The sequence below is a fragment of the Streptomyces sp. NPDC059788 genome (assembly GCF_042732265.1).
GTDB lineage: Bacteria > Actinomycetota > Actinomycetes > Streptomycetales > Streptomycetaceae > Streptomyces.
This window is the reverse complement of record NZ_JBHWHY010000050.1, coordinates 51,641-77,968: the sequence shown is the minus strand read 5'-3', so window position 1 is coordinate 77,968 and position 26,328 is coordinate 51,641. Positions and strand designations below refer to the sequence as shown.

General features: G+C 71.9%; 20 protein-coding genes. 11 read left to right on the top strand and 9 right to left on the bottom strand.

Features of this window, described 5'->3' with window-relative positions; translation table 11 throughout:
- Positions 1 to 471 precede the first annotated feature (471 nt).
- The 5 genes from ACFV57_RS34050 to ACFV57_RS34030 are packed head-to-tail and all read right to left on the bottom strand — an operon-like array spanning position 472 to position 6,112.
- Positions 472 to 1,782 (bottom strand): DUF58 domain-containing protein, encoded by a 1,311-nt coding sequence (locus tag ACFV57_RS34050; RefSeq protein ID WP_385240138.1) that lies wholly within the window; start codon positions 1,780 to 1,782, stop codon positions 472 to 474.
- A 9-nt stretch (positions 1,783 to 1,791) separates the two neighbouring features.
- Complete coding sequence (locus ACFV57_RS34045; RefSeq protein WP_385240136.1) at positions 1,792 to 2,757, bottom strand: AAA family ATPase; 966 nt, start codon at positions 2,755 to 2,757, stop codon at positions 1,792 to 1,794.
- Positions 2,738 to 3,964 (bottom strand): DUF4350 domain-containing protein, encoded by a 1,227-nt coding sequence (locus ACFV57_RS34040; RefSeq protein ID WP_385240134.1) that lies wholly within the window; start codon positions 3,962 to 3,964, stop codon positions 2,738 to 2,740. The genes ACFV57_RS34045 and ACFV57_RS34040 overlap by 20 nt, the downstream gene beginning before the upstream one ends.
- On the bottom strand, positions 3,961 to 4,632 hold the full coding sequence (locus ACFV57_RS34035) for a DUF4129 domain-containing protein (RefSeq protein ID WP_385240132.1): 672 nt from the start codon (positions 4,630 to 4,632) through the stop codon (positions 3,961 to 3,963). Before ACFV57_RS34035 ends, ACFV57_RS34040 begins: the two co-directional genes overlap by 4 nt.
- 28 nt (positions 4,633 to 4,660) lie before the next feature.
- Positions 4,661 to 6,112 (bottom strand): hypothetical protein, encoded by a 1,452-nt coding sequence (locus ACFV57_RS34030; RefSeq protein WP_385240130.1) that lies wholly within the window; start codon positions 6,110 to 6,112, stop codon positions 4,661 to 4,663.
- A 170-nt stretch (positions 6,113 to 6,282) separates the two neighbouring features.
- Here ACFV57_RS34030 and mtnA point away from each other — a divergent pair, with 170 nt between their 5' ends.
- The 7 genes from mtnA to ACFV57_RS33995 all read left to right on the top strand — a co-directional run bounded on the left by mtnA (position 6,283) and on the right by ACFV57_RS33995 (position 16,481).
- Positions 6,283 to 7,455 (top strand): S-methyl-5-thioribose-1-phosphate isomerase, encoded by a 1,173-nt coding sequence (gene mtnA / locus ACFV57_RS34025; protein WP_385240129.1) that lies wholly within the window; start codon positions 6,283 to 6,285, stop codon positions 7,453 to 7,455.
- Positions 7,452 to 8,129 carry a two-component system response regulator MtrA gene (gene mtrA, locus ACFV57_RS34020; RefSeq protein ID WP_385240127.1) on the top strand — a complete coding sequence of 226 codons (678 nt, stop codon included), beginning with the start codon at positions 7,452 to 7,454 and terminating at the stop codon, positions 8,127 to 8,129. Before mtnA ends, mtrA begins: the two co-directional genes overlap by 4 nt.
- Positions 8,130 to 8,262: 133 nt before the next feature.
- Positions 8,263 to 10,614 carry an MtrAB system histidine kinase MtrB gene (mtrB, locus tag ACFV57_RS34015; RefSeq protein WP_385240125.1) on the top strand — a complete coding sequence of 784 codons (2,352 nt, stop codon included), beginning with the start codon at positions 8,263 to 8,265 and terminating at the stop codon, positions 10,612 to 10,614.
- 82 nt (positions 10,615 to 10,696) lie between these two features.
- A complete protein-coding gene (locus ACFV57_RS34010; RefSeq protein ID WP_385240123.1) occupies positions 10,697 to 12,565 on the top strand; it encodes an LpqB family beta-propeller domain-containing protein in 1,869 nt (622 codons plus the stop codon).
- Positions 12,566 to 14,193: 1,628 nt separating this feature from the next.
- Positions 14,194 to 14,478 carry a ComF family protein gene (locus tag ACFV57_RS34005; protein WP_385240121.1) on the top strand — a complete coding sequence of 95 codons (285 nt, stop codon included), beginning with the start codon at positions 14,194 to 14,196 and terminating at the stop codon, positions 14,476 to 14,478.
- A gap of 318 nt (positions 14,479 to 14,796) precedes the next feature.
- On the top strand, positions 14,797 to 15,489 hold the full coding sequence (gene hpf, locus ACFV57_RS34000) for a ribosome hibernation-promoting factor, HPF/YfiA family (protein WP_385240140.1): 693 nt from the start codon (positions 14,797 to 14,799) through the stop codon (positions 15,487 to 15,489).
- A 236-nt stretch (positions 15,490 to 15,725) separates the two neighbouring features.
- Positions 15,726 to 16,481: a response regulator gene (locus ACFV57_RS33995; protein WP_385240119.1), complete on the top strand. Its 756-nt coding sequence runs from the start codon at positions 15,726 to 15,728 to the stop codon at positions 16,479 to 16,481.
- A gap of 307 nt (positions 16,482 to 16,788) precedes the next feature.
- On the opposite strand, the gene ACFV57_RS33990 is transcribed toward ACFV57_RS33995, so the two are convergent.
- Positions 16,789 to 17,979, bottom strand: a complete 1,191-nt coding sequence (locus tag ACFV57_RS33990; protein ID WP_385240117.1) for a winged helix-turn-helix domain-containing protein — start codon at positions 17,977 to 17,979, stop codon at positions 16,789 to 16,791.
- Between the two features lie 323 nt (positions 17,980 to 18,302).
- Here ACFV57_RS33990 and ACFV57_RS33985 point away from each other — a divergent pair, with 323 nt between their 5' ends.
- On the top strand, positions 18,303 to 19,493 hold the full coding sequence (locus tag ACFV57_RS33985) for an IS110 family transposase (protein ID WP_385240115.1): 1,191 nt from the start codon (positions 18,303 to 18,305) through the stop codon (positions 19,491 to 19,493).
- An 8-nt stretch (positions 19,494 to 19,501) separates the two neighbouring features.
- Here ACFV57_RS33985 and ACFV57_RS33980 read toward each other — a convergent pair whose 3' ends face one another.
- Positions 19,502 to 20,083 (bottom strand): GNAT family N-acetyltransferase, encoded by a 582-nt coding sequence (locus ACFV57_RS33980; protein WP_385240113.1) that lies wholly within the window; start codon positions 20,081 to 20,083, stop codon positions 19,502 to 19,504.
- A 448-nt stretch (positions 20,084 to 20,531) separates the two neighbouring features.
- Here ACFV57_RS33980 and secA point away from each other — a divergent pair, with 448 nt between their 5' ends.
- Positions 20,532 to 23,360, top strand: coding sequence for a preprotein translocase subunit SecA (gene secA, locus ACFV57_RS33975; protein WP_385240111.1), 2,829 nt, complete (start codon positions 20,532 to 20,534; stop codon positions 23,358 to 23,360).
- Positions 23,361 to 23,504: 144 nt separating this feature from the next.
- Here secA and ACFV57_RS33970 read toward each other — a convergent pair whose 3' ends face one another.
- Complete coding sequence (locus tag ACFV57_RS33970) at positions 23,505 to 24,047, bottom strand: Rv3235 family protein (protein WP_385240109.1); 543 nt, start codon at positions 24,045 to 24,047, stop codon at positions 23,505 to 23,507.
- Positions 24,048 to 24,359: 312 nt separating this feature from the next.
- Here ACFV57_RS33970 and ACFV57_RS33965 point away from each other — a divergent pair, with 312 nt between their 5' ends.
- Positions 24,360 to 24,866, top strand: coding sequence for a DUF6912 family protein (locus ACFV57_RS33965; protein ID WP_385240107.1), 507 nt, complete (start codon positions 24,360 to 24,362; stop codon positions 24,864 to 24,866).
- Positions 24,867 to 24,949: 83 nt separating this feature from the next.
- Complete coding sequence (locus ACFV57_RS33960; RefSeq protein WP_385240105.1) at positions 24,950 to 25,681, top strand: HAD family hydrolase; 732 nt, start codon at positions 24,950 to 24,952, stop codon at positions 25,679 to 25,681.
- Positions 25,682 to 25,739: 58 nt separating this feature from the next.
- Here ACFV57_RS33960 and ACFV57_RS33955 read toward each other — a convergent pair whose 3' ends face one another.
- Positions 25,740 to 26,306 carry a DJ-1/PfpI family protein gene (locus ACFV57_RS33955; RefSeq protein ID WP_385240103.1) on the bottom strand — a complete coding sequence of 189 codons (567 nt, stop codon included), beginning with the start codon at positions 26,304 to 26,306 and terminating at the stop codon, positions 25,740 to 25,742.
- Positions 26,307 to 26,328 lie beyond the last annotated feature (22 nt).

Here is a 26,328-nt window from a genome sequence, read left to right as displayed (position 1 = left end):
GGGGGGACCCTGTGGGAGAGTAGGACGCCGCCGAACAATTTTTCAGCTCCGGTTCCCGAACCTTCTGGTTCGGGAACCGGAGCTTTTTTGCGTTCACTGATAGATGTGACGTGCGATTCCATGTGATCGCCCGCGGACAACAATGCCCCGCACCGACACGGTGCGGGGCATCTTGCGTTCAGGAAGCCGTGGTGACGGCGTGATGCGTCCGCGGACAGTGTGGTCCCAGCGGTCCCAGACGCCAGTCGTTACGAAGCTCCCGGGACGGCACTAAGGGCATGAGTGGCGCTGGCTACTGAAGGCTGAAGGCCTTCATCCACGTACCTTCACCCCCCAGTACCTTCCACAGCGCTGTGCTGGGGGCCGCCAACCCACAGCAGCCCTACCTCCGCCCTACCTCCGGCTACTCAGGGCAGCTGAATATAGGAGGGCAAGCGCGTAAGCCCCACTCGGCCAGGCGGCCGAATGTGCCTACAGTCGCCCGCTGGCCTTGAGGGAAAGGTAGGCGTCCGCCAGGTCGGGGGCGAGGCGGGCCGGAGTGGAGTCGATGACCGTGACGCCGTGGCGGCGCAGGCGGTCCGCGGTGCGCCGGCGGGCCGCGCGAGTCTGTTCGGCGGCGGCCGCTGCGTACACGGCCTGAGGCGCGTGACGGGCGGCGGCCATCTCCTCGATGCGAGGGTCCGCGACCGCGGCGACGATGACTTCGTTGCGCTGGGTGAGGCCGGGGAGGACAGGCAGCAGCCCATCCTCCACCGGGGCCGTGTCCAGGCCGGTGAACAGGACGATCAGGGAGCGGCGCGGGGCGCTGCGGTGGATGGCTGCGGCAAGACCGCGGGCGTCCGCTTCGACGAGTTCGGGTTCGAGGGGCGCGAGGGCCTCGGTCAGTGCGGGCAGGAGGTCTCCGGCCGCACGGCCCTGGACCGAGGCGCGTACCCGCCGGTCGTACGCGAGCAGGTCGACGCGGTCGCCGGCACGGGAGGCGAGGGCGGCGAGCAGCAGAGCCGCGTCCATGGAGGCGTCCAGGCGCGGAGTGTCGCCGACCCGGCCGGCCGAGGTGCGGCCGGTTTCGAGGGCCAGGAGGATGCGGCGGTCGCGTTCCGGGCGCCAGGTGCGTACCGCCACGGATTGGCGCCGGGCCGTGGCCCGCCAGTCGATGGAGCGGGTGTCGTCGCCGGGCGTGTAGTCGCGGATGCTGTCGAACTCGGTGCCCTCGCCGCGGGTCAGGATGCTGGTACGGCCGTCGAGTTCGCGCAGCCGTGCCAGCTTTCCGGGCAGGTGCTTGCGGCTGGTGAAGGGGGGCAGGGCGCGGACGGTCCACGGGATGTGGTGGCTGCCCTGGCGGGCGGCCAGGCCGAGGGGACCGTAGGAGCGGACCGTGACGCGTACGGCGTGGTGGTCGCCGCGGCGGGTGGGGCGGAGTGTCGTCGTGATGCGGCGGAGTTCGGCGCCGGGGAGGTGAAGTCGGTGGCGGGAGGCCTCGGCTTCGGTGCCGGGGGAGAAGGAGCTGGGGGGCCAGGCGTCGCGGAGGTGGGCGCGCAGTGGGCGTCGGCTCGGGTTGGAGACGGTCAGGTGCGTCCGGGCTTCCTGGCCGAGTCGAACGGATGTTTCACCGGTTCGGGTGAACTGGAGCGTTCGCACTGGCGCAGCGAGTGCGAGGTCGCACAAAATTGCTAGCAGCAGGACGAGTTGGACGGTGAGGATGCCGGTCCAGCTCGGCAGGAGCAGGCCGACGAAGAGGGCTCCGAGGGCGGAGATGAGGGCGGTGCGTCCGGTCAGGGCCACGGCTCGGTCTCAGCGGGGGACGGGAAGGTGGGCGAGGACGGAGTTGATGACGGAGTCGGCGGTGACTCCTTCCATCTCGGCTTCCGGGCGGAGCTGGACGCGGTGCCGGAGCGTGGGCAGGGCCAGGGCTTTCACGTCGTCGGGGATGACGTAGTCGCGGCCGGTGAGCCAGGCCCAGGCCCGGGAGGTGGAGAGCAGGGCGGTGGCGCCTCGGGGTGAGACGCCGAGGGAGAGCGAGGGGGATTCGCGCGTGGCACGGCAGATATCGACGATGTAACCGGTGACCTCGGGAGATACGGCGGTCTTGGCCACCGCGTTCCGGGCGGCTTCGAGATCGGCGGGGCCTGCGACGGGACGCAGACCGGCCGCGTCGAGGTCGCGGGGGCTGAAGCCCTGGGCGTGCCGGGTCAGGATGTCGACCTCGTCCTGGCGGGCGGGCAGCGGCACCGTCAGCTTCAGCAGGAACCGGTCGAGTTGGGCCTCGGGCAGCGGATAGGTGCCTTCGTACTCGACGGGGTTCTGCGTGGCGGCGACGAGGAAGGGCTCGGGGAGGGGACGGGCCGTTCCGTCGACCGTGACCTGGCGTTCCTCCATGGCTTCGAGCAGGGACGCCTGGGTCTTGGGCGGGGTGCGGTTGATCTCGTCGGCGAGCAGCAGGTTGGTGAAGACCGGGCCGGGCTGGAAGGAGAACTGTGAGCTGCGCGAGTCGTAGACGAGCGAGCCGGTGACATCGCTCGGCATCAGATCGGGGGTGAACTGAACGCGCTTGGTGTCGAGTTCCAGGGTCGCCGAGAGCGCGCGGACGAGCAGGGTCTTGGCGACGCCGGGTACGCCTTCCAGCAGGACGTGCCCGCGGCAGAGCAGCGCGACGACCAGGCCGGTGACGGCCGGGTCCTGGCCTACGACGGCCTTGGCGATTTCGGTGCGTACGGCCTCCAGCGAGGCTCGGGCGCTGTCAGCTGTCGGGGTGCTCACGGGGGGCGTGCCTCTCTGGGGACATGATCGAACGTTCCAGGTTGTCGAGCTGGTCGGCCAGGGCGACCAGGGCCTTGTCGTCGGCGGGCGGTGGCCCGAACAGCAGGGTGCGCAGGGCGGTGCCGGTTTCCGCGTCGGCGGGCAGCCGTGCGGAGACTGCCGGGAGAAGGATGTCGGGGGTGTGGGCGTGCGTGGGAGGCACGCCGGTGAGCGGTGCCAGCCGGGTGCGGGTGGCGGCCCGCAGGACGTCGGCGGCCCGGTCACGGGCGCCCGCCTGCTGGTAGAGGCGGGCGTGTCCCTCCGTCGTCTCGGCGGCGGGGACGGTGACGGGCAGGCGCTCGGGGACGAGCGGTCCCAGCCGGCGGGCCCGCCAGAAGCCCGTGAGTGCGGCGGCGATGAGGAGCTGGAGCAGTGCCCACCGCCAGCCGGAGGGGATGAGGTCGAAGAAGCTGCGCCGGCCGTCCTGCGTGGATGAAGGGTCGCTGACGGAAGGGAGGTACCAGACCAGATGCTTGTGCGAACCGAGCAGTTGCAGGGCGAGCGAGGCGTTGCCGCGTTCGGCGAGGCGGTGGTTGTAGAGGATGTCCGGGGCACCGAGGACGACGGTGTCGCCGCCGGCTGTGGAGGGCAGGCGGAGCAGGGTGGCCTTGCCGTCGCTGGGGTAGCAGCGGTCGGCGGCGCGGACGGATGTCGAGTAGCGCGCCCCGCCGAGTTCGGCGTCGCCCGCGGTCCGGGCGGCGGGCAGGGCGCAGTCCGGGGACAGCGGCTGCACGTCGCCGGGTGCCTCCGCCTCGGTCCCGGGGGCGAAGACGTCCAGGGCAGGCTGGCCCGGAGTGAGCAGGACGGTGCGTCCGGCCGTGCGTCCGGTGGCCTGGCGGAGTGTGCCCAGCTGGCGGCTGGTCAGCAGCTCGGGGTCGGCGACCAGCACGGTGGTGTCCGGGCCGGCCGCGGCGGCGGCCTCCTCCGTGGTGGTCACGACGCGGGTGTCGACGCCGTGTTCGGCGAGGAGCGCGGCGACCGCGCCGCTGCCGTGGCGGTCCACCGACCGCGGGTCGAGATGTCCGTGCTGGTCCCCGGAGCGCAGGACCGCCAGACCGATGCCGCTCAGGAGGAGGACGAGAAGACCGGCGAGCAGACCGCGCGAGCGGGTCCACAGGCGGCGCGTGGACGGTGCGAGCGAAGTGGTGCCGGTCGTGGGGGCGCTCATGTGCCGCTCCGGCGGAGAGCGGTGGCCAGTTGGGGCTTGCTGTGCCGGAGCTCGGTGTCGAGGGTGCTCAGGAGGGCGTATTCCTGTTCGGTGCCCGGACGGCCGCCGTACGTGACGTCGTCGAACGTGCGGGCAGCGGCGCGCAGACGATCGGAGTGGGCGGGCATGACCCGGCCCGCTTCCGAGGCGGCTTCGTCGGCGGTCCGGCCCGGGCCCGGAGTGAGCAGCGAGCGTTCCTCCAGGGCGAGGACGATGGCCCGCATCCGCTCCTGGACGGCCTCCGTCCAGCGGTGGTCGGCCGCGTGCCGTTCGGCGGCGGCGCGGTGTTCCGCGGCCGTGCGGGGGCGGTCCCCGAAGAGCGCGCCGCCCCCCGAGGTGGGGGTGCGGCGCAGGGCGCCCAGCCGGAGCCGGAGGGCGACGGCGAGCAGCAGCACGACGAGGACGATGGCCAGGAGCCCGGTCCAGCCGCCCGGGGTGGCTCCGGCAGCGGCATCGAAGAGATCACCGATGCGCTCCCAGAACCAGTTCAGGGCACGCTGGAGCAGGTTCGGGTCGTTCTGGTGGTACCGCGGATCGGACAGTTCCCGTTCGGCCGCCTCACGGGCGGGCACGCGCGGGATCTGCACCGGCCCGTCTTCGCCGGAGCCCCGCACCAGATGCGCGAGCACGGCAGTCCTCCCCGCCCCCGTCACCGCATCAGCTTCCCGGCGTGCTGCCGGCCGGGCCCTGACCGGCGCTGTCGGGCCCCGGGCCGTGCGTACCGGGAGCCTGCGTACCGGGAGACTGCGGGCCGGGGGTGTCCGCGCCGTAGCCGGGCAGACCGGCTGCGCGGGCGAGTTCGAGGTCGAGCGCCTCACGGCGGATGCGCTGGTCCATGTAGAGGAGCGCCGTGACGCCCGCGCTGATGGGGTACGTGACCGTGGACGTGATCACGGCGCCGACGGCCAGCACGATCAGGAACGTCCAGCTGGTGCTGCCTTCACCGTTGGTCCAGGCCGTGAAGCCCTGGCCGCCGAGCAGGACGGCGATGATGGTGGCCGGTATCTGGACGATCATCTGCACGACGGCGATCAGCACGTACGTGAGCAGCTGGACGCCCAGGACCCGCCACCACGAGCCCCGCACCAGCTTGACGGAGCGCCGCATGGAGGCGATGACGCCCTGCTTCTCCAGCATCAGCGCCGGGGCCGCGAGGCTGAAGCGGACCCACAGCCAGATGCCCACGACGCCCGCGCCCACGCCGCCGAGCAGGGCGAGCAGCACGCCGGGGCCGACCGGGCCGACGGCCGCGACGATGATGCCGGGCGTCATGCCCACACCGATGACGACCGAGATGATGAGGGGCAGCAGGAGCAGCAGGCCGAGCATTCGCGGCAGCCGGCCCCGGGCGTCCCGCCAGGCCTCGCCGGCCGTCACGGAGCGCCCCAGGACGGCCCGGCTGACGACGATGGTGAGCAGCGCGGTGATGACGATCGTGCTCAGCAGGCCGATGAGCGAGGTGAGGGCACTGCCCGCGAGGGAGGTGCCGACCGCGTCCATCGCTTCGCTCAGGGTGGCGTCGGGGTTGTTCTCCAGCGCGGAGAAGTCACCGGCGCTGCGGAACCAGAGCCCGGTGACGATCGTGTTCGCGGCCTGCGAGACGACCGCCACGACCAGGGAGATCCCGAGGACGGTGCGCCAGTGGGCGCGCATGGTGGAGACCGCGCCGTCGAGGATCTCGCCGACGCCGAGCGGACGGAGCGGGATCACGCCGGGCTTGGCGGCGGGCGGCGGCGCCCAGGGGGCACCCCAGCCAGGTCGCCCTCCCCACTGAGGCTGTCCGCCCCAGCCGGGCTGCTGACCGCCCCAGCCGCCTTGGCCGCCGGGGCCGCCCTGCGGGCCGGGTCCGCTCTGCCCGCCGCGGCCGGGGCCGCCGGTGGGCGCGGACCACTGCCCGGCGGGAGGCTGCTCCTTGGACCACTGCGGGGGGACCGTGGAGTCGCCGGACGGAGCGGTGTCGGCCGGGCCCGTGGGCTCCGCGGGGCCGGCAGCGCCGGCCGGAGCGTCCGAGCCGGTGGGACCCGCGGCGTCGGGCGAGCCCTGCGAGGTGCGGTCCGGCTCGTCGGAAGGGGAGGATCCGGGCGAGGCCCAGCCCGGAGAGTTGTTCATCGTCGCTCCTTCATGCTTCCGGCCCGTTCGAATGGCCGGGGTCCGGCGTCCGCAGTGCCTGTCATCGTGTCATGGCGCACGGGCCCGCGTCCCCGGGCCCTTGTCCGGGGGAGCGCTCTTGTGCGGGGGAGCCCTTCTGCTCCGCCCGTTGTCGGCGGCAGACTGGGCGGATGGCCGATCGCTACGAGAAGTCCGAGGCGGGCGCCGACGCTCCCGTGGTTCCGTCGCTGCGTTGGGAGGAGCTTCCCGAGGGGCCCGTTCTGGTTCTCCTCGATCAGACACGGCTGCCGTCCGAAGAAGTCGAGCTGGTGTGTACGGATGTTCCGGCGCTGGTGCAGGCGATCCGGACGCTGGCTGTGCGCGGCGCTCCGCTGCTGGGCATCGCCGGGGCGTACGGAGTCGCGCTGGCCGCCGCGCGGGGCTTCGACGTCGCCGACGCGGCCGACACCCTGGCACATGCCCGCCCGACCGCGGTCAACCTCGGATACGGCGTGCGCAGGGCCGCCGACGCGTACCGCGACGCGGTCGGGAGCGGGGCGGACCGCGAGCGGGCCGCCGCCGCGGCGCTGGCCGAGGCGCGCGCGGTCCATGCCGAGGACGCCGAGGCCAGCACCCGGATGGCCGCACACGGGCTGGCGCTGCTGGGCGAGCTGGCGCCCGGCGGCGGGCACCGCATACTCACCCACTGCAACACCGGCGCGCTGGTCTCCGGCGGTGAGGGGACCGCCCTGGCGGTGGCGCTGGCGGCGCACCGGGCCGGCGAGCTGCGGCGGCTGTGGGTCGACGAGACGCGGCCGCTGCTGCAGGGAGCGCGGCTGACCGCGTACGAGGCGGCGCGTACGGGCATGACGTACACGCTGCTCGCGGACGGGGCGGCCGGGTCGCTCTTCGCGGCGGGCGAGGTGGACGCCGTACTGATCGGCGCGGACCGGATCACGGCCGACGGCGCGGTGGCCAACAAGGTGGGCAGCTATCCGCTGGCCGTGCTGGCCCGCTACCACCACGTGCCGTTCATAGTGGTGGCGCCGACCAGCACGGTCGATCTGGACACGGCGGACGGCGCGCTCATAGAGGTGGAGCAGCGTCCTGGGCACGAGGTGACGGAAATCGCGGCGCCGTTCGTGCCCGGCGCCGGGGCGGAGGCCGGGACCGGCATTCCGGTGGCTCCGCTGGGCGCGCTGGCCTACAACCCGGCCTTCGACGTGACGCCGGCCGAGCTGGTCACGGCCATCGTCACCGAGGCCGGAGTGGTCTCGCCGGTCACTCCGGGTGGCCTCGCGGAGCTGTGTTCCACATCACGATTGGGTAAGTCACGATCAGGTAATGGGATGATGGCCGAATGAAGGGACGCGTCCTGGTCGTCGACGACGACACCGCACTGGCAGAGATGCTCGGCATCGTGCTGCGCGGCGAAGGCTTTGAACCGTCGTTCGTCTCGGACGGGGACAAGGCGCTCGCCGCCTTCCGGGAGACCAAGCCGGACCTCGTGCTGCTCGACCTCATGCTGCCCGGGAGGGACGGCATAGAGGTGTGCCGGCTCATCCGGGCCGAGTCCGGTGTGCCGATCGTCATGCTGACCGCGAAGAGTGACACGGTCGACGTGGTGGTCGGCCTGGAGTCGGGGGCGGACGACTACATCGTCAAGCCGTTCAAGCCCAAGGAGCTGGTGGCCCGCATCCGCGCACGGCTGCGCCGCTCGGAGGAGCCGGCGCCCGAGCAGCTGGCCATCGGTGATCTGGTCATCGATGTGGCCGGGCACTCGGTCAAGCGCAGCGGCCAGTCGATAGCGCTGACGCCGCTGGAGTTCGACCTGCTGGTGGCACTGGCCCGCAAGCCGTGGCAGGTGTTCACGCGCGAGGTGCTGCTGGAGCAGGTCTGGGGCTACCGGCACGCCGCCGACACCCGCCTGGTCAACGTGCACGTACAGCGGCTGCGCTCCAAGGTCGAGAAGGACCCGGAGCGCCCGGAGATCGTGGTGACCGTGCGTGGCGTCGGCTACAAGGCCGGGCCCAACTGACATGACCCGGGACGGTTCGGCCCCGGAGGAAGCGCGGGGACGGACCGTCCGCCCGGCGAGTGAAATGTCCTTTTCTGGTCGGTTGTTTGGTCGACTGGCCAGGCGGGCCAACGGCCGGGTGCCCGATCAGCGGGTGAGCGAGCAGGACGGCGGCCCCGAAGGCGCCGGCCAGGGTCCGGAGACCGCGCGGGACGCGAGCGGTACGCGCGATGCGCGGCCCGCCGAGCGCCCGGCGGGCGAGACGACGCGTTCCGCTGCCCGTACGGGGCGCACGGAGCGGCCGGGTGACCGGCTCCGGGGGATGCCCGCGCGGCTGCTGCCCGACGGGGCCACGTCCGGCCCGGTCCACCCGATGCTGCGGCTCTTCGGCCGCTGGGTACGCCGCCCGCTGCTGCCCGCGCTGCGCCTGTGGCGCCGCAACATCCAGCTCCGCGTGGTCGCCACGACCCTGCTGATGTCGCTGGGTGTGGTGCTGCTGCTCGGCGTCGTCGTCATCGGCCAGGTCCGTAACGGGCTGCTGGAGGCCAAGCGGCAGGCCGCGCAGAGCCAGGCGGCCGGCGGGTTCGCCGTGGCGCAGAAACTGGCCGACGGCACCACCGACAGCCGCGGCGACGACCCCGTACGTTCCGGCAGCCGCAGTTCGCAGGACTCCGCGACCTGGCTGACCAGCCTGGTCGAGCAGCTCGCCAGTGGCGGGCAGGGCGTCTTCTCCGTGGTGGCGCTCAGTTCGGGATCGGCCGTGGAGGAGCCGTTCGGGGACACCAACCCCGACACCCGCGGCCCCCGCGCCTCCGGGGACGTCGACCCGGAGCGCAGCGTGCCCGCGGAGATGCGCCGGATGCTGGACACCAAGACCGGCACCTTCCGCCAGTCCACGCAGATCAAGCGGGTCGGGTCGGAGGAGGGCGAGCCGGCGATCATCATCGGCAAGCGCCTCAACGACGTCAACAGCAACCCGTACCAGCTCTACTACCTCTTCCCGTTCAGCCAGGAGGAGAAGTCGCTGAGCCTGGTGAAGGGGACTCTGGCGACGGCCGGGGTGTTCGTCGTGGTGCTGCTCGGCGCGATCGCCTGGCTCGTGGTGCGGCAGGTCGTCACGCCCGTACGGATGGCGGCGGGCATCTCCGAGCGGCTGGCCGCCGGGCTCCTCCAGGAACGGATGAAGGTCACCGGCGAGGACGACATCGCCCGCCTCGGCGAGTCCTTCAACAAGATGGCGCAGAACCTCCAGGTCAAGATCCAGCAGCTGGAGGAGCTGTCCCGGATGCAGCGGCGGTTCGTCTCCGACGTGTCGCACGAGCTGCGGACACCGCTGACGACCGTACGGATGGCCGCCGACGTCATCCACGACGCGCGCGAGGACTTCGACCCGGTGACGGCGCGCTCCGCCGAACTGCTGCGCGGGCAGCTCGACCGCTTCGAGTCGCTGCTAGCCGAGCTGCTGGAGATCAGCCGCTTCGACGCGGGGGCGGCCGCCCTGGAGGCCGAGGCGATCGACCTGCGGAACGTGGTGAACCGCGTCATCGAGGGCGCCGAGCCGCTGGCCGAGCGCAAGGGCAGCCGGATCGTGGTGCGCGGCGCCGACCAGCCGGTGATCGCGGAGGCGGACGCCCGCCGGGTGGAGCGGGTGCTGCGCAACCTCGTCGTCAACGCGGTGGAGCACGGCGAGGGCCGGGACGTCGTGGTGCGGCTGGCTGCGGCCGGCGGCAGGAACGGCGGCGCGGTGGCCGTCGCGGTGCGCGACTACGGCGTGGGCCTGAAGCCGGGCGAGGCGGCCCGGGTCTTCAACCGCTTCTGGCGCGCGGACCCGGCCCGGGCCCGTACGACCGGCGGTACGGGGCTGGGCCTGTCGATCGCGGTCGAGGACGCGCGGCTGCACGGCGGCTGGCTGCAGGCGTGGGGCGAGCCGGGCGGCGGATCGCAGTTCCGGCTGACGCTGCCCCGTACGGCGGGAGAGCCGCTGCGCGGCTCGCCGATACCGCTCGAACCGGAGGACTCCCGACGTAACCGGGAGGCGGCCGGATCGGAGCTGCCGCGCGGCGCGGCGGCGGTGCGGACGGCGGCCGCCATTCCGGAGCAGCAGCGGCTGGCGGAACCGTGGCCGCTGGAGCCGTACTCCGCGGCGCGGGCGTCGGCGCGCACTTCGGCACGTACTCCTGGGCAGTGGTCGTCGGAGGCGGGGGCTGAGACGGGGGCGGGGGCTGGGGCGCTCGGGCGGTTGGAGGCCGGAACGGGCGCTAGCGCGGAGGGCCCTGGAGAAGGCCGTACGGACTCCCGTACCCATGCCCGTATGGACGGTGTGGGGGCGGCAGGGGACGGCTCGGGGCGCAACGGTGCAGGTCAGAGCGGTGTACGTGAGGGAGCGGCGCGCGGCCACGACGGGGGCGGCGACGGCGTGGCGGGCGACGGGGCCGGGCGCTGCTCGGGCCGGGAGGACGGGGGCAGAGAGGGCGCGGAGCGGGAGGACGAGGTTCGTGGGCGCTGAAACGGGTGCTGAGGGCGTCGAGGCGGGTGCTGAAGTGGGCGCCGGGACGGGCTCTGAAACGCGCGCTGCGGGGCGTGGGGAGGTGCGTGCCGGCGCGAGGGCCGAGACGCGCGCCGGTGGTGGCGCGCGGGCGCGTACGGCCGGGCGTGGCCGGGCCGTACGTACGGGCGCGGTGCTCGGGTGCGGCGCGTTGCTGCTGGCCGGGTGCGCGTCGATGCCGGACAGCGGGGACATGCAGGCGGTCGACCAGTCGCCGCGGGCGGAGGCGGACTCGCAGGTGCGGGTCTACGGTGTGCCGCCGCAGGACGGGGCGCAGCCGACGGAGATCGTCAGCGGCTTCCTCGACGCGACGACGAGCGACGAGGTGGACTTCAGTACGGCCGTCCAGTACCTGGCCAAGTCGACGAAGCAGTCGTGGCAGCCGTTCTCGGCGACGAAGGTGCTCCAGCAGCGCCCGAAGGCCGACCCCGTGGGGCAGGCCAACCGCGAGGACCCGAACGGCTACACGGTCACGCTGTCCGGCAGCCAGGTCGCCACCGTCGACCGCAACCACGCCTACACGCCGGAGGAGCAGGCGTACAAGCAGACCCTCCACCTGACCAAGGAGGACGGGCAGTGGCGCATCGACCGGCTGCCCAACGGGCTGGTGCTCGGGCAGTCCGACTTCCAGCGGATCTACCGTTCCGTCAACAAGTACTACTTCGCCGACTACAAGACCGAGGCGCAGTCGGCGAAGGGGGGCCGGAATGTGCTGGTCGCGGACCCCGTCTACCTGCGGCAGCGGATAGATCCGGTCACCGCCAGCGTGACCGCGCTGCTGGAGGGGCCCACGAACTGGCTGAACCAGGTCACCGCCTCGGCGTTCCCGACCGGCACCGGGCTCAGGAGCAGCGGTCTGGCCCTCGACGACTCCAACGCGCTGCGGGTGAAGCTGAGCAAGCGCGCGGCGACCGCCGGGCCGGGGCAGTGCCGGCGGATGGCGGCCCAGCTGTTCTTCACCGTCCAGGACATCACCCGGGCATCGAAGATCAGTGAGGTGGAGCTGCAGGACGAGGGCGGCAACCGGCTGTGCGTCCTGTCGCAGGACCGCGCCAACAGCGAGTTCGCGCCGCGCAAGCACGTCGGGCAGCCGGCCCAGGAGTACTTCATCGCCGCTGACCAGAAGGTGGTCAGCATGCCGGACACGACCACGGAGCCGCGGCCGGTCCCGGGACCGTTCGGCAGCGGCAAGACCCCGCTGAGCTCGATCGCGATCGCGCGCGGCGAGGACACCGCGGCGGGCGTCTCGGACGACGGCCGGTCGCTGTACGTGGCACCGCTGGAGTACGGCACGGAGCGCGGCCCGGCGCTGCTGCACAGCACGGCCAAGAACGGATTCTCGGCGCCCAGTTGGGACGGCCTGGGCGATCTGTGGATAGCGGACCGCAGCGACAAGGGTTCGCGGCTGCTGCGCCTGCGGGAGGGCAAGGGCACGCCGGACGTGGTGACGGTGCCGGGCCTCGGCGACCGGCGGATCAAGTCGATCAAGGTGGCGTCCGACGGCATCCGGATCGCGGTGCTGGTGGAGGACAAGGGACGTACGACGCTGCAGCTCGGCCGGGTCGAACGGGGCGGGACGGCGCAGCGGCCGGTGCTGTCGGTGGAGGAACTGCGTCCCATCGCGCCGCAGTTGGAGGACGTGGTGGCGGCGTCCTGGGCGGGCGGCAGTCGCCTCGTGGTCGTCGGCAGGCAGTCCGGCGGGGTGCAGCAGATGCAGTACATGGAGACGGACGGCTCGGCGTCGAGCGCGCAGACGTTGCCCGGGGTCAACGGGGTCAAGGCGGTGACGGCGTCGGAGGACGAGACGCGGCCGCTGATCGCGGACGGGGCCGAGGGGATAGTGCGGCTGCCGCAGGACGCCAACTGGAAGACGGTGGCGAAGGATGGGAAGGCGCCGGTTTATCCCGGGTAGCGGGTAGCGGGTAGGGGGAAGCGGCGAGGGGGAGGGAAGGGGGCGCGGGTTGGGTGGGGCGCGTCTCTGTTGTCGGCCGACGGGCTGACTGCCTTCGGCTGCTGGGCTGAGTGACCTCAGCCGCCTGCTGTCGCTCGTCTGCTGTCTGCCGCCCGCCGCCTGCCGTCCTCGTCGTTTGTCGGAAGGGCGGTCTGGGCGGGCCGGCTGCGGCTGCCGCAACCCGTCACCCGAGTTATCCACAGGGGGTGGTGCCCACCCCCGTCCCGCGGGACAGTAGATCCATGCGGGGCGTATGGCGGGAAATCACCGGTCTGGTACTACCGGTGGACTGCGCCGGATGCGGTCGCCCTCGTACGGAACTGTGCGAGGAGTGCCACGAGACGTTGATCCGGGGGGCGAGGGGGAGTGGGGGCGGGGGCGGGGGAGGCCCCCAAGGACACGGGGGCCGCGGAGGCCGCGGGGGCCGCGGAGGCCGCGGAGGCCGCCAGGGCCCGCGGAGGGTGCGGCCGCGGCCTGCCCCGCCTGGCCTTCCGCCTACCTGGGCTGCCGCGCCGTACGCCGATGAGGTGCGGGCGGTGCTGCTCGCGCACAAGGAGCGGGGCGCGCTGCGGTTGGCGGGTCCGTTGGGGCTGGCGTTGGCGGGGGCTGTGCGCGGGCTGTGGGGCCGGGGTGGTCCGCTTTGTCTGTACGGCGGTGAGCCCGGCGCTGCTGGAGCGGGAAGTTCGGGGGCGTTACGTCTGCGTCCGGCGGTTGGCGGTCCGCGTTCTGCCGGGGTAGGCGTGCGCCCTGCCCGGGCGGGAGAACGCTCTGCGGGGGTGGGTGAGGGCTCCAGTCGTGCGGGTCGGGGCGTTGGTGTTACGAGTTCTGTACGGGCGAGTCCTGGCTCGGGGCGTTTGGGTTCGGATGTTGGGGATGCGGGGGCGGCTGCTGGGGCGGAGGCAGGGTATGAAGTTGAGCTGCCGCGCGCGCCTGATGGTGTGCCGTGCTCCACCGGGTACGTGGAGCCTGCGGGCGGTGCCTCGCCCTCGTCCACGCCCTCGCTTGGCGATCCATCGCGCTCTACGGGCTCCAACGGTTCCGTGGGCTCCACCGCCTCCACCGGCTCCACCGGCTCCACCGGCTCCACCGGCTCCACCGGCTCCACCGGCTCCACCGGCTCCGCGGACTCCGCACCTGAACGTCTGCGCTCTCTCCCAGCGGCCCCGCGGCCGCCCGGACGTGATCACGCGACCACGCCCCCCGGTGGCGCCTCCGGCCCTTCCGGCACTCCTGTCCCCTCTGCGCCCCCTCTCCCTTCTGCCGCTCTTGATCCGTACGATCCTGACGATCCGGTGCCTTCAGGGGGCGAGTACCCGCTCCCCACCAGGGAAGTCCCTGACCTCGCCGGTTTTCCGGGCCCTGACCTCCCCGGTTTTCCGGGCTCCGGGACTGAGCCCCTCGGCCCTGTCCGGCGCCCCGTCGTCGCGCGTTCGCCGCACCCTCGCCCCCACCGCCCTCCACGCGCAGACCCCACCACCCCCCTCCTGCTCATCCCCGTGCCCTCGGCGCGTCGGGCGGTGGCGGGGCGGGGTCATGATCCGGTGCGGCGGATCGCGCTGGCGGCGGCTCGGGACCTTCGGCGTGGAGGGGTGCCCGTTCGGGTACTCACGGTGCTGCGGCAGCGGCGTACGGTGGCTGATCAGGCGGGTCTCAGCGCCCGTCAACGCCTGGCCAACCTCTCCGGAGCCCTGACAGTCGCTCCCGGGGCGGGAAGGCTGCTGGCGGGGGCCCCGGTGGTACTGGTGGACGATCTGATGACCACCGGGGCCTCGCTGGCGGAGGCGGCGCGGGCGGTCCGGGCGGCCGGGGGGAGGGTGGTGGGAGCGGGCGTGGTGGCGGCGCCGCGGGGTGCTTTCGAAATCAACTGGAACTGACCGTGAAAATTCATCGTTGCAGGTAACGGGGACGAAAAGGCATCCAAACGGAGCTAGTGCCGGCCAGGGGGTGCCGTCACCCGGCCGGGAGAGCTATGTTCGGTTGTGAGGACTTGGCTGACGCTTTGCCTTGGATGCCGGGATAGGTGCGGTTGTGGGCTTTTGCGGGGACCCTGAAATCACGGGAATGGGGACCCTGTCGACGGGGGAGGAGGAGGTGAAAGTCGCCAAGTCCGAGGCTTCGGCACTCACCGGAGCCTGGTGCAAGAAGGAATCGCTCCGCGCAGCGAGCGGGGCGATCCGGGAACGGAGTTCTGCGTGGACATCGTCGTCAAGGGCCGCAAGACCGAGGTGCCCGAGCGGTTCCGCAAGCACGTGGCCGAGAAGCTGAAGCTGGACAAGGTCCAGAAGCTCGACGGCAAGGTGATCAGCCTGGACGTCGAGGTGTCCAAGGAGCCCAACCCCCGGCAGGCCGACCGTTCCGACCGAGTGGAGATCACCCTCCGCTCCCGAGGCCCGGTGGTACGGGCCGAGGCGGCCGCCGCCGACCCCTACGCCGCGCTCGACCTGGCCACGGCCAAGCTGGAAGCGCGGCTGCGCAAGCAGCACGACAAGCGCCACTCGCGGCGCGGCAACGGGCGCATCCCGGCGAGTGATGTCGCGGTGAGCGTCCCGGACGCGGCGAAGCTGGACGAGACCGGTCACCTCACCGTGGACGGCGAGCCGCAGGAGCAGGTGCCGACGACGAAGATGGGATCGCTGGAGGTGCAGGGGGAAGGGCCCCTGGTCGTCCGCGAGAAGACCCACGCCGCGGCGCCGATGACCCTCAACCAGGCGCTCTACGAGATGGAGTTGGTCGGACACGACTTCTACCTCTTCGTCGACGCCGAGAACAAGCAGCCGAGTGTCGTCTACCGGCGGCACGCCTACGACTACGGCGTCATCCACCTGAACCCTGACTCTTTCGGGGGAGAGGAGCCCGGTGGCGCCGGTGGGGCGCTCGGCGGCTGACGACCGCTGAAGTGGTGCCCCCGGCGTACGCCCGGGGGCACCATTGCGCCTGCGGGGGGCAGGAGTTGAGGCCGTATAGTGTTTGTGCCAGCCAGGGAGCTTGTGGGCGCGAAATGGCGACATGCCGGGGAGACGGTTGTATGGCGTTGTTCGGGCTGGCCGCAGGGGGCTGTAGTCAACCAGCCTTATATCCAAACTCTGGCCTTCACCGGCCGAGTAGTTGACGGGGAGGAACGATGGGGGACAGCTTCGGGCCCGTGCACGGCGGAGCGGACGACGACGGAGTCGGCGTCGGTGACGATTCCGGCATGGACGCGGGCGTGTCGCGCCGGGAGCCGATCAGGGTCCTGGTCGTCGACGACCACGCGCTCTTCCGCAGGGGCCTGGAGATCGTGCTCGCCCACGAAGAGGACATCCAGGTCATCGGCGAGGCCGGGGACGGTGCCGAGGCGGTGGACAAGGCGGCCGATCTGCTGCCCGACATCGTCCTGATGGACGTACGGATGCCCCGGCGCGGCGGCATCGAGGCGTGCACCTCCATCAAGGAGGTGGCCCCCAGTGCGAAGATCATCATGCTGACGATCAGCGACGAGGAGGCGGACCTCTACGACGCGATCAAGGCCGGGGCCACCGGCTACCTCCTCAAGGAGATCTCCACGGACGAGGTGGCGACGGCGATCCGCGCGGTGGCCGACGGCCAGTCCCAGATCAGTCCGTCCATGGCGTCCAAGCTGCTGACCGAGTTCAAGTCGATGATCCAGCGGACGGACGAGCGCCGCCTCGTGCCGGCGCCCCGGCTCACCGACCGGGAGCTGGAGGTCCTCAAGCTGGTCGCCACGGGCATGAACAACCGCGACATCGCCAAGGAACTGTTCATCTCCGAGAACACCGTCAAGAACCACGTACGGAACATCCTGGAGAAGCTCCAGCTGCACTCCCGGATGGAAGCGGTCGTGTACGCGATGCGGGAGAAGATCCTGGAGATCCGCTGAGCGGCACGGGTGCTGTTACGGGGAGCGTTGTTCCAGGGGTCGGCAGAGCGCAGCCCGAGCCGCGAGCCCGCCCCGCCGGGGTCACCGGCCGCAGCCCCTGCCACCGCGACGGAGGGCCGTCGGCCCCGTAGCCCCGGCGTGGCCCTGACTCGCGCCCTCGCAGCCTCGGAAGCCCAAGCCCAAGCCCAAGCCCAAGCCCAAGCCCACGCCCAGGCCCAAGCCCGGGACCAGGCCCAAGCCCGGGACCAGGCCCAAGCCCACGCCCCAGTCCGCTCCGGCTAACCCCCTCTCGCTCCCACCCCCTCCCTCACCCCAACTCCGCAACCAACCCCGCCCTCAGCGCGGCGTCATCGCAGCGCTCGATCCGTACGGAATCGCAGCCGACCCACTGGGCGGCCTCCGTCAGGGCCCGGGCCATCGGCTGTACGGCCTTGGCGTCGCGCATCGACACCTGGCGGGCGACGAGGGTGCTGCCCTCGCGGGCCGGGTCCACCCGCCCGGCGAGCCGGCCGCCGGTCAGCAGGGGCATCGCGAAATAGCCGTGTATCCGCTTGGCGCGGGGGACGTATGCCTCCAGGCGGTGGGTGAAGTCGAAGATCCGGGCCGTACGCGGCCGGTCCCAGATGAGGGAGTCGAAGGGCGACAGCAGGGTCGTACGGTGCCGGCCGCGCGGGGTGTCCTCCAGGGCGGCGGGGTCCGCCCAGGCGCGGCGGCCCCAGCCCTCGACCTCCACCGGGACCAGGCCCGAGGCTTCGATGACGGCGTCCACCTGATCGTTCCTGAGGCGGTGGTAGTCGGCGAGGTCCGCGCGGGTGGCCACGCCCATCGCGGCCCCGGCCTGGGCGACCAGGCGGCGTATGCACTCCTCGTCGTCCAGGGCGTCGTGCAGCAGGTGATCCGGGACGGCCCGCTCGGCGAGGTCGTACACCCGCTTCCAGCCGCGGCGCTCCGTGCACACCACCTCGCCGGTGTCCAGCAGCCACTCCACCGCGATCTTGGTCTCGGACCAGTCCCACCACTCGCCGCCCTTGCGGCCGCCGCCCAGGTCGGAGGTGGTCAGCGGGCCGTCGGCCTTCAGCCGGTCCAGTACGGCGGCGCAGGAGCCCTCGCGGTCCTCCATCAGATGCCAGCGGTATCCCTTGGCGCGCATCGCCCGGCGCCGGAAGGCGAAGTGCGGCCACTCCTCGACCGGCAGGATGCAGGCGGCGTGCGACCAGTACTCGAAGCTGTGCCCGCCCGACCAGTAGGCGGACTCGACGGCGGGGCGGCCGACGGCGCCGAGCCGGGCGTACGGGATCAGCTCGTGGGAGCGGGCCAGGACCGAGATCGTGTCGAGCTGGACCGCGCCCAGCCGTCGCAGGAGGCCGCGCACGCCCGCGCGGCGGTCCGGCGCGCCGAGGAAGCCCTGTGCGCGCAGGGCCATGCGCCGGGCGTCGTCGGCGGACAGGGTGGTCACGGGCTTCGGCGTCACGGGCTCAGCGGGCGTGGCAGCTGTCATGAGGCACAGCGTAGGAGTCACCACTGACAACGGCCGACGACAACAGGCGCCGACCGCCCCCGCGGCCCTTCGCCCGAACTCCTCAGCCGGTCCTACGTTGTTGGTGGGTCGGAAGGGCCGTCGTAAGGTCCAGAGATCCAGAGACGCCGGGTATGGCTTTCAGCCGGTTGCACCAGATGGTTCAGCTCACCTGGCCGCCCGGCGTCTCACGACGACTCGGCCGCTGATTAGGAGCTGCGAGCCTCTCGGGTGCATCGCTGAGTAGGACCACGCTGGCGAGGTCGTCCGGACGAACAGCACATGTCGAACGACCGGAGGAACAGGTGGCCCTGATCTGGGCGGGGGCGGACATCGGCAAGACGCACCACCATTGCGTGGTGCTCGACGCCGATGGCAAACGGTTGCTGTCGCGGCGGGTGCTCAATGACGAGCCGGAGCTCCTGGCCCTTCTCGTCGACGTGATGGCCATCGATGAGGACGTGGTCTGGGCGGTCGACGTCGCCGATGGCATGGCAGCTCTGTGGATCAGCCTCCTGCTCAGCCACGGCCAGCAGCTCGTCTACATACCCGGCCTCGCGGTCAACCGGGCCGCCGCCGGCTACCGGGGCACCGGCAAGACCGACGCCAAGGACGCCACCGTCATCGCCGACCAGGCCCGTATGCGCCGGGACCTGATCACGCTGCGGCCCGACGACGAGCGCGCCGTCGAACTGCGCGTCCTCACTGGCCGCCGGGCAGACATCTGCGCCGACCGCACCCGGCGGGTCAACCGCCTGCGTGGCCAGTTGACCAGCATCTTTCCCGCCCTGGAACGAGAGCTCGATCTGAGTAACGTCGGCCCGCTGGTCCTGCTGACCGGATACCAGACACCCGCCGCTCTGCGTCGGGCCGGCCGCAAACGACTGGAAACCTGGCTCAGAACCCGCAAGGTCCGCGGGGCCGAGGCCCTGGCCGAGGCGGCCCTCGATGCGGCTGAGAGGCAGCAGACCGCGCTTCCCGGGGAGAAGATCACCGCACAGGTGATCCACACCCTGGCGAAGGAGGTGATGGGCCTCAACGAGCAGCTCACCGAGATCGACAAGATCATTGCGGCCCGGTTTCGCGAGCACGACCTCGCCGAAGTGATCGAGAGCATGCCCGGCATCGGTCCGCTGATGGGCGCCGAGTTCCTCGCCGCGACCGCCGGTGACATGAGCCGCTACGGCTCCGCCGACCGCCTGGCGAGCATGGCCGGCGTCGCCCCGACACCCCGGGACTCGGGCAGCGTCAGCGGCAACGTGCACCGGCCACGGCGCTACCACCGCGGCCTCCAGCGCGTGTTCTACACCTCCGCACTGATCAGCATCCGCAACTGCGACGCTTCCAGGCGCTTCTACGAACGCAAGCGCGCCGAAGGCAAACGGCATGTCCAAGCGGTCCTCGCTCTGGCTCGTCGACGGGTGAACGTCCTATGGGCCCTCATTCGTGACGGACGGTGCTACCAGGACGGACTCTCCGTCATATCGGCGGCTTGACAACTTCATTAGGAGGTGAACGGGACATGAGGTGTCTGCGAAGTCAGCCCCAGGTCGGCGGGGAGCAGCGAGCCGGCCCAGACGTCCCGCCGGACGCCGCGGTGTGCGCTCTTGGCGCGCAGGGTGCCCTCCATCAGGAAGCCGGCTTTGAGCGCCACCGCGCGCGATCCGGCGTTGCCGACCTCGGCGTGCCACTCCAGCCGCTCGACGCCGAGGTCCGTGAAGGCCCAGCGCGAGACCTCCCGTACGGCCTCGGCGGTACAGCCCTTGCCGCGCTGTTCCCGCGCCGCCCAGTAACCGATCTCGGCCTGCCGCTCCTCGGTCAGCAGCGCCAGGCGGAACAGGCTCACGGCGCCGATCAGCGCGCCGTCCGCCCTGGCGGTCACCGCGAACCGGTACTGGGTGTCCGAGCGCCAGTCCTGCCGGCTCCGGGCGATGTAGTGGTGTGCCTGTGCCATCTCGAAGGAGGACGCCTCGGGGGCCCAGCGCGGTATGTCGGGGTCCTGACAGGCGGCGTGTACCGCCGGGGCGTCGGCGGGCTCGAAGGGGCGCAGGTGAAGGCGCCCGGTGGTCAGCGTGACGGGTTCCATACAGGGAGTGTGGGGAGGCGGCGGTGCCGGCCGCGAGCACTTTCCCGAGACCCGGCCGGAGCCCGCCTGAGCCCCGCCGAGCCTCGCCCGGTCCCCATCAGACCCCACCGCGGCCCCCACCAAAGCCCCCGCCTCGGCACTCCCCGACCTCGGCCTCGGCACTTCCTGCCACCCCGCTCCGGCACCTCCCGCCTCCCGCTCCGGCGCCTCCCCATCCCCGCCCCGGCACCTTCCGCCGCCCTCGCGCGTTCTCGTATGAGAAAGGTGTGCACCGGGGAGCGGTGCGCTTCGCGGCGGTGGACCTCCCGGCCGGATGGGGTCCTCCTTTACGATGGCCGTTGCGGCGGGGCCTGCCCCTTGGAAAAATGCCGCGCCCGCGCACCCTCCCCCTGCCTGCGGCGGGGGGAACCCCCAGCGCCAGGCCCGACCGGCAAGGAGACCAGCCCAAGTGTCCGTCTTCAACAAGCTCATGCGTGCAGGCGAAGGAAAGATCCTGCGCAAACTGCACCGCATCGCGGGCCAGGTCAACTCCATCGAGGAGGACTTCGCGGCCCTCTCCGACGCCGAGCTGCGGGCGCTCACCGATGAGTACAAGCAGCGGTTCGCGGACGGCGAAACTCTGGACGACCTGCTGCCCGAGGCGTTCGCGACGGTCCGTGAGGCCGCCAGGCGCGTGCTCGGCCAGCGCCCCTACGACGTTCAGCTGATGGGCGGCGCGGCCCTCCACATGGGGTATGTCGCCGAGATGAAGACCGGTGAGGGCAAGACCCTGGTCGGTACCCTCCCGGCGTATCTGAACGCGCTGTCCGGCAAGGGCGTCCACCTCATCACGGTCAACGACTACCTGGCCGAGCGCGACTCCGAGATGATGGGCCGGGTCCACAAGTTCCTGGGCCTGTCCGTGGGTTGCATTCTCGCCAACATGACGCCCGCCGAGCGCCGCGAACAGTACAACCGCGACATCACGTACGGAACGAACAACGAGTTCGGCTTCGACTACCTCCGCGACAACATGGCCTGGTCGCAGGAGGAGCTGGTCCAGCGCGGCCACAACTTCGCGATCGTCGACGAGGTCGACTCGATCCTGGTCGACGAGGCCCGTACGCCGCTCATCATCTCGGGCCCCGCGGACTCGGCGACCAAGTGGTACGGCGACTTCGCGAAGCTGGTCAAGCGCCTCAAGAAGGGCGAACCGGCCAACCCGCAGCGCGGTATCGAGGAGACCGGCGACTACGACGTCGACGAGAAGAAGCGCACGGTCGGCATCCACGAGTCCGGCGTCGGCAAGGTCGAGGACTGGCTCGGTATCGACAACCTGTACGAGTCGGTCAACACGCCGCTGGTCGGTTACCTGAACAACGCGATCAAGGCCAAGGAGCTGTTCAAGCTCGACAAGGACTACGTCGTCATCGACGGCGAGGTCATGATCGTCGACGAGCACACCGGCCGTATCCTCGCCGGCCGCCGCTACAACGAGGGCATGCACCAGGCGATCGAGGCGAAGGAAGGGGTGGAGATCAAGGACGAGAACCAGACGCTCGCCACGATCACCCTCCAGAACTTCTTCCGCCTCTACGGCAAGCTCTCCGGCATGACCGGTACGGCCATGACCGAGGCCGCCGAGTTCCACCAGATCTACAAGCTGGGTGTCGTCCCGATCCCGACGAACCGCCCGATGGTGCGCAAGGACCAGGCCGACCTGATCTACCGCACCGAGGTCGCCAAGTTCGCCGCGGTCGTCGAGGACATCGTCGAGAAGCACGAGAAGGGCCAGCCGATCCTGGTCGGCACGACCTCCGTGGAGAAGTCCGAGTACCTCTCCCAGCAGCTGAACAAGCGCGGCGTGCGCCACGAGGTGCTGAACGCCAAGCAGCACGACCGTGAGGCGTCGATCGTCGCGCAGGCGGGCCGCAAGGGCTCCGTCACGGTCGCCACGAACATGGCCGGCCGCGGTACGGACATCAAGCTGGGCGGCAACCCCGACGACCTGGCCGAGACCGAGCTGCGCGACCAGGGCCTGGACCCGGTCGAGCACGTCGAGGAGTGGGCGGCCGCGCTGCCCGCCGCCCTGGAGAAGGCCGAGGCCGCGGTCGAGGCCGAGTTCGAGGAGGTCAAGAGCCTCGGCGGGCTGTATGTGCTGGGCACCGAGCGGCACGAGTCGCGCCGTATCGACAACCAGCTGCGCGGCCGCTCCGGCCGTCAGGGCGACCCCGGCGAGTCCCGCTTCTACCTCTCCCTCGGCGACGATCTGATGCGCCTGTTCAAGGCCCAGATGGTCGAGCGGGTCATGGCCATGGCCAACGTCCCCGACGACGTGCCGATCGAGAACAAGATGGTGACGCGCGCCATCGCGTCCGCGCAGTCCCAGGTCGAGCAGCAGAACTTCGAGACCCGTAAGAACGTCCTGAAGTACGACGAGGTCCTCAACCGCCAGCGCGAGGTCATCTACGGTGAGCGCCGCCGCGTCCTGGAGGGCGAGGACCTTCAGGAGCAGGTCAAGCACTTCATGGACGACACGATCGACGCCTACATCCAGGCGGAGACGGTCGAGGGCTTCGCGGAGGAGTGGGACCTGGACCGCCTGTGGGGCGCGTTCAAGCAGCTCTACCCGGTCAAGGTGACGGTCGAGGAGCTGGAGGAGGAGGCCGGTGACCGCGCCGGCATCACCTCCGACTTCATCGCGGAGGCCGTCAAGGAGGACATCCACCAGCAGTACGCGGCCCGTGAGGAGCAGCTCGGCTCCGACATCATGCGGGAGCTGGAGCGCCGCGTGGTGCTGTCCGTCCTGGACCGCAAGTGGCGCGAGCACCTCTACGAGATGGACTACCTCCAGGAGGGCATCGGCCTGCGGGCGATGGCCCAGAAGGACCCGCTGGTCGAGTACCAGCGCGAGGGCTTCGACATGTTCACCGCGATGATGGAGGGCATCAAGGAGGAGTCCGTCGGCTACCTGTTCAACCTGGAGGTTCAGGTCGAGCAGCAGGTCGAGGAGGTCCCGGTGGCGGACGCCGAGGAGAAGACCTCGCTGGACAAGGACGCGCAGGACGCCGTGCCCGCCGGCGCCGGGCGGCCGGAGATCCACGCGAAGGGCCTGGAGGCGCCGCAGCGCCCGGACCGGCTGCACTTCTCCGCGCCGACCGTGGACGGCGAGGGCGGTGTCGTCGAGGGCGACTTCACCAGCGACGACGCGGCCCCGGCCCGTTCGGAGTCGGACGGCCTGACGCGCGCGGAGCGCCGCAAGGCCCAGAAGAGCGGCGGGCGCCGCCGCAAGAAGTGACACACCGCGCTCCACGGAGCGGGTGAGGCCGGGGCGCCGCAGCGGGATGCTGCGGCGCCCCGGCCCTTTTCGTGGCGGGGCCGGAGGGCTGGAGGGTTGGTGCGGTCGTGTCCGCAGGTCCCCCGGGCGTACGGGCCGGGCCGGTCACCACACACTCGTGGACGGGCCGATGTCGAGGGCGGCGCAGCGCCACCGGGTGTCGCTGCCCAGCTCCAGCCGGAACGCGAGGGCGCGCAGCCGTTCCCCGGAGGCGATGCGGGCGAACGCCTCGATGACGCCCTGGCGCGGCCGGCACAGCCCGCAGTGGCGCACCGTCGGGGCCGGGACAGGGCGGCCCGCTCCGGTGCCCGACGGCCTCAGTGGTGCCTGCGGGGCCAGCTCCACGAGGCGGTCGTACGCGGCGGGCAGCGCGTGGCCCAGCAGCGCGTGCACGGGGCGGCGGCCACTGAGGGTGAGCAGCAGCTGTTCGGCGAACCAGTCGTGCGGCAGGGGACGGGACGCACGGTGCCGGGCGGCGGTCGCCGGGGTCGTACGAGGGGCGGCCGGGACCGTACGGGGGCCGGCCGGGCGCCGGGTGTCGCGGCGGCCCGGCGGGCCGGTGCGGGGACGGCCGGGGCCCGCGGCGGCCGGGGGCCTGGGGAAGCGGATGCGGGCGGGCGGGTGGGTGTCGGTCTGGGCAGTGAGCATGGTGGGCCCCCGTTCGGCCGGTCCGGTGGATACCGGGGAGTAGCTTCGGTGGGGCTCTTCTACCGGCGGCGAAGCGACGGCGGCAAGGGCCGTCGGACGGGCCCCGCGGACGGCCGCGAATTCACCCATCAGGGGGAGAACGGGCGGGTGCGCGGGCGCGTGGCGGTACGTGCCCGGGGAGGGCGGCGCCGGGGCGGCGGAGCGGGAGCCCGATGGGGGACCCGCGCCCGTATCCCACTCCCGTACCCCGCGCCCGTATGCTGGCCGGGCAGTTTTTCCCATACCCCGGCGAAGTGAGCGGAAGCGGCAGCCATGCGCGTCTATGTCCCCCTGACCCTGCCCGGACTCGCGGCGGCCCACGAGGCCGGGGAGCTGGGCCCCGGTCCGCTGGACGCCTACGCCGTCACGCCCGCGCTGCGCGAGTGGTACGTCTCCGACGACATCGAGGAGCTGGAGTACGCGGCGCTGAACCGGGCCGCGCAGGGCTCGCTGCGCCGGCTCGCGGCCGATCCGCGGGCCCCGCGGCGCCGGGTCGTGGTGGCCGTGGACGTCCCGGACGGCGCGGCCGTCGCCGACCCCGACCGTGGCCTGGACCAGGCCGCGCTGGGCGAGGTCCGGATCGCCGGGCCGGTGCCGATGGCGAAGGCGGCGGCGGTGCACGTCGACTCCGAGGACGCGACGCCGGACGTCGAGGCCGCCGCGGCCGCGCTGGGCGCAGCGGACCTCGGTGACGAGGATGCGCGGTTCACGGTCGACGGCGCCGAGGACCACGAGCTGATGTGGTTCGGCGTCCAGGAGATCCCGAACCTGATCGCCTGACGGTCCGACGGCGTGCCGCCCGCCGGCCCGCAGCACCGTTACCCGTGACTGCGCTGTCAGTGGTCATGGGTACCGTCTTGGGCATGGGGACGCACGCGACGCACATCGTCTGGGACTGGAACGGCACGCTCTTTCACGACACCGAAGCCGTGATGGGCGCGACCAACGCCGCCTTCGCCGAGCTCGGGCTGCCTCCGATCACCCTCGATCGCTATCGCGAGCTGTACTGCGTCCCCATACCGAAGTTCTACGAGCGGCTGCTGGGGCGGCTGCCCACGGACGCCGAGTGGCTGGTCATGGACGAGGCGTTCCACCGGCACTACGCCGTCCACCGTCCCGCGTGCGGGCTCGCCGAGGGCGCGGAGGCGCTGCTGGAGAGCTGGCAGCTGGCGGGCCGCAGCCAGTCGATCCTGAGCATGTACGGGCACGACGAGCTGATGCCGTTGGTGCGTGACTTCGGTATCGCGTCGCGTTTCCTGCGCGTGGACGGCCGTACGGGGCCGTCCGGCGGAGGCAAGAGCGAGTACATGGTGCGCCACCTCGCGGCCCTGGCCGCCGGGCCGTCCGGGGCGGCCCGGCCGGACGGCGCGGGGCGAACAGATCCGGCGCGAGGGGAGGCGGCGCGAATAGACCCGGCGCGTACGGTCGTGATCGGTGACGCGGTGGACGACGCGGTAGCGGCCCGGCACGCGGGGGCGCACGCGGTGCTCTACACGGGCGGCTCGCACAGCCGGAGCAGCCTGGCGGCCGCGGGCGTGCCGGTGGTGGACACGCTCGCGGAGGCGGTGGAGGCGGCGAAGGAGATCGCCGCGTAGCCGGGGGCGCCCGGCTGCCGCGGGCCGGGGCCACCGACCGCGCGCCGTTCCTCAAGCCCTACGTGACCGGCGCCTTCGTCCGGAGCACCGCGATGAACTCGCGCATCCATCCCGAGTGGTCCGGCCAGGCGCGGGACGAGACCAGGGTGCCGTCGACGACGACCTCGGCGTCCCGGAAGGTGGCGCCGGCGGCCTGCATGTCCATTTCGAGGGCGGGGTAGGCGGTGACCCGGCGTCCGTTGAGGCCGCCGATGGCGGCGGTCAGCAGCGGACCGTGGCAGATCTGGGCGACGGGTTTGTCCGCGTCGAAGAAGGACTTCACCAGCTTGCGCAGTTCGGGGTCGTTGCGCAGATACTCGGGCGCCCGTCCCCCGGGCACCACCAGGGCGGCGTACTGCCCCGGGTCCACCTCGGAGAAGGCCAGGTCGGCGGGCCAGGTGTAGCCGGGTTTCTCGGTGTAGGTGTCAAAGCCCGGTTCGAAGTCGTGTACGACCAGGCGCAGGGATTTGCGGGCCGGGGCGGCGACGTGTACGTCGTAGCCCTCTTCGCGCAGCCGCTGGTAGGGGTAGAGGACCTCCAGGGACTCCGCCGCGTCGCCGGTCACGATCAGGATCTTGGCGGCCATGCCGTCCACCTCCGCTCGGGTT

Excerpts from the sequence above, each read along its gene's own strand:
- ACFV57_RS33960 (WP_385240105.1), top strand. The coding sequence starts at position 24,950 with ATGGGGACGCACGCGACGCACATCGTCTGGGACTGGAACGGCACGCTC.
- ACFV57_RS33980 (WP_385240113.1), bottom strand. The coding sequence starts at position 20,083 with ATGGAACCCGTCACGCTGACCACCGGGCGCCTTCACCTGCGCCCCTTC.
- ACFV57_RS34040 (WP_385240134.1), bottom strand. The coding sequence starts at position 3,964 with ATGAGCGCCCCCACGACCGGCACCACTTCGCTCGCACCGTCCACGCGC.
- ACFV57_RS33970 (WP_385240109.1), bottom strand. The coding sequence starts at position 24,047 with ATGCTCACTGCCCAGACCGACACCCACCCGCCCGCCCGCATCCGCTTC.
- ACFV57_RS33990 (WP_385240117.1), bottom strand. The coding sequence starts at position 17,979 with ATGACAGCTGCCACGCCCGCTGAGCCCGTGACGCCGAAGCCCGTGACC.
- ACFV57_RS33965 (WP_385240107.1), top strand. The coding sequence starts at position 24,360 with ATGCGCGTCTATGTCCCCCTGACCCTGCCCGGACTCGCGGCGGCCCAC.
- mtrA (WP_385240127.1), top strand. The coding sequence starts at position 7,452 with ATGAAGGGACGCGTCCTGGTCGTCGACGACGACACCGCACTGGCAGAG.
- ACFV57_RS33955 (WP_385240103.1), bottom strand. The coding sequence starts at position 26,306 with ATGGCCGCCAAGATCCTGATCGTGACCGGCGACGCGGCGGAGTCCCTG.
- ACFV57_RS34030 (WP_385240130.1), bottom strand. The coding sequence starts at position 6,112 with ATGAACAACTCTCCGGGCTGGGCCTCGCCCGGATCCTCCCCTTCCGAC.
- ACFV57_RS33995 (WP_385240119.1), top strand. The coding sequence starts at position 15,726 with ATGGGGGACAGCTTCGGGCCCGTGCACGGCGGAGCGGACGACGACGGA.
- mtnA (WP_385240129.1), top strand. The coding sequence starts at position 6,283 with ATGGCCGATCGCTACGAGAAGTCCGAGGCGGGCGCCGACGCTCCCGTG.